Origin of the sequence: Microcoleus sp. PH2017_35_SFW_U_B (assembly GCF_020737865.1) — a bacterium.
Classification (GTDB): domain Bacteria; phylum Cyanobacteriota; class Cyanobacteriia; order Cyanobacteriales; family Microcoleaceae; genus Microcoleus.
Genome location: NZ_JAEQDE010000110.1, coordinates 26,429 through 31,807 on the forward strand (window position 1 = coordinate 26,429; position 5,379 = coordinate 31,807).

Annotated in this window: 4 protein-coding genes and 1 pseudogene; 1 reads left to right on the plus strand and 4 read right to left on the minus strand. The window is 46.2% G+C overall.

What is annotated here, in order from left to right; translation table 11 throughout:
* Nucleotides 1-18: 18 nt before the first annotated feature.
* The 4 genes from JGK36_RS27750 to JGK36_RS27765 form a co-directional block, all read right to left on the minus strand.
* Nucleotides 19-1,161, minus strand: coding sequence for a DNA cytosine methyltransferase (locus tag JGK36_RS27750; protein WP_293201217.1), 1,143 nt, complete (start codon nt 1,159-1,161; stop codon nt 19-21).
* A gap of 249 nt (nt 1,162-1,410) precedes the next feature.
* Entirely contained in the window at nt 1,411-1,839 is a 429-nt protein-coding gene (locus tag JGK36_RS27755) for a hypothetical protein (RefSeq protein ID WP_293184427.1), read from the minus strand.
* 180 nt (nt 1,840-2,019) lie between these two features.
* Nucleotides 2,020-4,023, minus strand: coding sequence for an FHA domain-containing protein (locus tag JGK36_RS27760; protein WP_293184425.1), 2,004 nt, complete (start codon nt 4,021-4,023; stop codon nt 2,020-2,022).
* Nucleotides 4,024-4,334: 311 nt separating this feature from the next.
* Nucleotides 4,335-4,862, minus strand: a complete 528-nt coding sequence (locus JGK36_RS27765) for an FHA domain-containing protein (RefSeq protein WP_293198081.1) — start codon at nt 4,860-4,862, stop codon at nt 4,335-4,337.
* A gap of 127 nt (nt 4,863-4,989) precedes the next feature.
* Here JGK36_RS27765 and JGK36_RS27770 point away from each other — a divergent pair.
* Nucleotides 4,990-5,379, plus strand: a pseudogene (locus JGK36_RS27770) (RNA-guided endonuclease TnpB family protein); the annotation flags it as partial.

Here is a 5,379-nt window from a genome sequence, read left to right on the forward strand (position 1 = left end):
ACTACAAACCTATGATATTTATTTAGATTGTAAAAAATGTAAAATAGTTTTAGCAATACCTTGCCCAGCCAAGTAAGGAACTCCATTTCCAACTGTTTTAAACATATTCGTCAATGTCATATTATCCGGCAGTGCAAACTCTTTTGGTAGAGACTGAATAGCTAGTGTTTCAGCAACAGAAAGCCTGCGAACTTTGTAAGGGTGCAAGTGAACTTCGTTATTACCGTAACAAGCAGTCGGCGAATAACGCCAGCGGTGCAGGCGCTTGAAAGATTTTTTTGAATCGTCTCCCTCATCGACCTCAGCAAACCTTTTAATACCTGCTCTTGGTTCAAAATAATGTTCAGCGTTGGGATGGTTGAGAACATCATTTTTTTGAAACCAAAACTCAACTGTTAATTCTTGGGTGATGCCATCGGGACAAGGCAAAAAACCATCGCGTACAAAAGCATTTCTTTCAGACCAATGATGACAAAAAACTTCTGATTTGGGATATAATATCTGAGTTTCCCAGGGGAATAAATTTTCAGGTAACATTGGGCTGGTTTCATCTAGAATAATCCCCAGATTTTTGACAAGATTTTTTTTAAAGCCAATCAAAATAATTCGGTCTCTATCCTGCGGTACTCCATATTCGATCGCATTTATTAAACGTTCCACAAAAAAATATTCCGAATCAGCCAACTTAAGCTTGAGTTCGTCGTAAAAAGCTTTATGTTTTTTTGTCCTCCACAAACCTTTGACATTTTCAAACAAAAAGAAATCCGGCTGCTGCTGGCAAATCAATTCAATGTAGGAAGCTGAAAGTTTGCCTTTATCTCCTTCCTGCCCTCGGTTTTTACCACCCACAGAAAAGTCTGGACAAGGCGGCCCAGCGATAAATCCCACAATATCGTGATGCTGGCGGGCATCCTGCATCAATTCCCGCAGGCGAGAAGCTGGTTTTCCCCCTACAAGTTGAGTGACATCTGCTTCCTCGCCTTCGCAGTATCCGTATTCTGGTAGCGGCAAATTCAGGCACTGCCGAGAGTAGCGGTATGCTTGCATGAAAGGTGGGAAAATTTCATTGACATAGGCTACATGAAACCCATTTAATTCAAAACCGAGGTCAAGGAATCCCGAACCGGAAAAAAAGGAGAATATACAGGGAGAACGGTACATTAAATCATCCCAGTTATTTTAAACTAAGCTTACTATAAATTCGGTTGGGCTTGCACCTGACTATTGCTAAAAGTCGCAGAACCCCGCGCCGGACACGGCAGTGCCGTTTCCCTGGTCAAAACTATTAGACAACAACATTGTCTTCATGCGCTTTCCTCTCTCAAAAATATCTGCGTTCATCTGCGTCAATCTGCCTGACATCTGCGGTTTCCTTCTCTCCTCAAAGATTTATGAAATTCAACTCTATTCTTAAAACCATTGGCCGCCTCGGAAACGCCAGTAGGGAAAGAAAATCCGCATCAGTGTTTGCGATGCTAGATAAATAGCCAGCCACACTAAACTGTAATGCAATGCAAAAGCTGTTAAGTCAAAATTTTCTCGCGGTATTCCCGGCAAACCGATAATTTTGATGAAAAATAACACAAAAAGTGCTTCCCAAATCCCGGCGATTAATTGAAATGCGCCGGGCCAATCTCGATCCCAGCGAAACTGCTGGATGTAGATATATAAGATATCCCAGCCGATGCCAAAAATTGCTACATAACCTAAAATTAAGAAAAAGATTGCACCTGATGTGGAAGTGATTAAACCTAGAAAAAATGGCAGGGTTACTAAAACGCCGATGGTTGCAAATAGCAGTAACCGAGTTTGCCAGCGGCCGAATAAGGTGGGGGTCATTCGATTTTAGATTTTAGATTTTGGATTTTAGATTGGGGATTTTGAATTTTGGATTGGGGATTGGCGATTTTGAATTGGTGATTTTGAATTGGGGATTGGGGATTGGGATTTGAGGTTGAATGCGAAGCTCTTTTACATCCGTTAAATCCGCTACAAAATCCGTTACCGAACTTTTTCAATTTAGCCGGGAGATTTATTTAAAATCCACTTTGACCATTGTAGGAACGATCGCCAAACGCTCAATTTCCCAACACCCGGAACTCCGTTAGCGGCCAGACTTTCAACGGAACGCAGGGCGGCGTATTGCAAGCCCAAAAAGCTGTCTACGGGCGCGTAAGGCCCGCCCAAAGTAATCGCGCCCGCTGCGTACACCCGCCCTTCTGGGTTGTTGGGGGAGGCGTTCCGCAATTCGGGCACTTCAAAATCGTTGTTAACACTCAAACGCCCCAAATTGTTGAGGGGAAGATTGTATTGAATTACCAAATCCTCTAACAGGGGACTGGTTTTTACCTTAGCGTCCAAACCTGTCGCGTCAATAATAAAATCAGCTTGTAACTTAATTTGCCCTTTGAGATCCTTTTCTTGAATGTAAGTCACGGTGCGGTTTTGACTGTCGCGCTCGACTCGCTCGACTTCCCCGAAGGTAATTTGATACCATCCTTGACTTAAACCTTCTTTGACTATCCGCCGCCAGTCGCTGCGATTGGCTGTGGTAGTGCCGCCCCAGTCTCCGAGAAACTGCGGGCGAAATTCGGGTTTGGCTTTTTCCAAAAGTACGCGGAGTTCGCCGCCCCAACAGGCTTTGGGCCAGTTGAAAGGTTGAAATTCATAGTGATTTTCGACGACTCGCACGGTGAGGTTAAATTTGTTACCTTGAGGTTTGGGCGATCGCATCAAATGCAATACTTGAATGTTGGCATTTCGCTGTCGCGCTTCATAAATTCGCTGCACCACCCGCGAAGCCACAATTCCCCGCCCTCTAATTAAAACGCTGCCGCCCCTCGCCTCCAACTTTTCGTAAACGCCGTCGTGACTTTCGTAAGCGTTGACAACGGACTCAAAATCCTGGGTTTTTTCGCGATATTCTTGCAAGTCGGGCAAAAATTGAATGGCGGGATAGCCGGTGGCTAAGTGTACGTATTTGGCGATTAAAAAAGCACGATCGCGCTGGTTGGCATTCGATCGAGAATAAGCGATCGCGTACCTACCGTCATCTGTCTGGCGAATCGCCCGCACTCTCCCGTAGCGAAACATCTGATTCCACCCGATACGCACAGTTTCCCTGTCAATCGAATCAAACACATTTCCGGCGCGCGGCGTATAAGTTTCGGCAAAAGTCGGTTCCGCAAACACCTGCCACATCAACTTCAGCGACACCATCAACCGCCCTTTCCGCAATTCCTGCCAAGCTTCCCGCACAGCATAGGGAGGCCAGCCCCAAATGTTGTCTGGACACGAGTCAGAATTCGATCGCAGCCTTTCCCTGAGCGGAATTTGAGAATTCAGGCACAACCGACGGTAACGGGCGTAAGGTTGCTCTTCCATGCCCAGAACGGCAATTCGATCGACCTTCACGCCGCAAATTCTCAGCAAATCCACCCAAATCAAGCTGCCCAAACCGCCACCAACAGCAGCCCAATCAATTTCTTCAACCGGGAGTCCCATAGATTGGATCGATCGCATTGTGACTTGATTTGCCTGCAAAAATGCGATCGGCGGAAATTCTCCCCTACTATTTGTTTGAGGCACCGGCGACACCATGGGCTGCCCCAACGCGGGGTCTGGCCTATTGGTCTGCGGGTTAAAGAAAATGTGAGAATTGACAGACTGGGTTTCTGTGGAATTAACAGTAAATGAAATGGCTATCTTGTAGGGCCCGATTTGCAGCATATCGCCATTTGCCAGCACGCACCGGGTTTGGCGGGTGCCGTTGACAAAAGTACCGTTGCGACTGCCGGTGTCAGTAACTACAATACTGTCGCCTTCGGTGGCAATCACAGCGTGAAACCGAGACACTTGACTGCTTTTGAGGGGAATTCGAGAAACTCGCTCACCGTTGATGGTGGAGGGCATACCTTCAAAAATACGTCCCAAAGCGATGGGCAATTCGAGTATCGGGGAGCGACAATCCCCCGTAGCTGTATCTTTCCAAGTAAGTCGCAGGTGCAAGGGTTGAGGATTCATTATTATTTTTTAAACATCAGCCGTCGGCTTTGAGCTTTCTGGGAAAAAAGATTTTTGAATTTGAGAGATTTGATTTGATCTCGGGGCCTATCTCAAAAACTTTAATAGTTTTAGGTGCATGGGGGCTAGAAACCGAGAATATCTGTAGATTTCTCGTTATTTCGCCCCTGATATTTGAGATTTTCGATTGAATGCAGTCCCAAAAGTGTCAGGAAGTAAAAATTAGATGCCGTTGCCAGCACGATCCTAGCATTGGCGATCGCGCGATCGAACAAAAGAGCGATCGCGCGATTCTGGCTTTTTCTCTTCCCTCAAGGAGACAGCACCACACTCGCCGCCGCCGCCAAAGAAGTACCGCACCACGGACACCCCGCACTCAACTGCGCGTAAGGCGAAACGCGGCTGCACTTGGGACACTGCAAACCGTAAATAGAAGGCTGCGTCGGCGGGGAAGAAATTTGCACCGGAGGCGCCCCAAGCAAAACTGTCAGCGGCGCGGCTAAGTGCACCTCAGTTACATTCACCTCGATTTCCACTTGGCCTAAATGGATGCGGCTGTCGGATTTCAATATTGCTTCGCCCGAGGCGAGAATTTTTCCGTCTACCAGGGGCGGATTGCTGTCGCGCAAATTCCGCACTGCATACTCCTGCAATTCGCGATTAAAAAATATTTCGACGTGCAACCCCGATACGCTCGAATCCGAAAATACTATATCGCACTGCGCTGGGTCGCGTCCGAGTCTCACGCTTCCCGGGTTTTTGCTTGGCTGTTCGTTTAGAATCGTCTGAGTTTGACGAACCCCAGCCTCTGTCCATGTTAAATTTAGCTGGTTTGTCATCGTTTTATAAGAAATACCGTGAAAACCCTGGGACTTTAGTCCAGGGATGAAAGGGCATTGCAGGATTGATCCTGCCAGTTAAATATTTACCAATTCTAGTAAAATCAATCAAGGAGGGTAAAAAAAGATGTACGCAGTACAAAGAGACCTTTGGCATTTAACAGGACTCGACAAAATCATTGTCGAGCAACTGTTGAGGTGGTCAAACAATCTGTTTAATGTCGGGACTTACGAAAGTCGGCAACGGTACTTTAAGGACAAAGGTGCAATTAAATACCCAGATTTGTACAAAATTGCCAAAGGCAACGAGAATTACGGCTTACTCTACTCGCAAGTCGCGCAACAATCTTTAAAATCAGTCGCTGAATCCTTTAGTTCTTTCCGAACCCTACAAAAGTTAGCCAAGAAAGGAGAGCTTAATCAAAAACCGAGGCTACCCAAGTACAGAACTAAAGGGGCGATGTACCAAGTTTCCTATCCTGGTCAAGCTTTAAAAATAGTGGGTAATCGGGTAAGG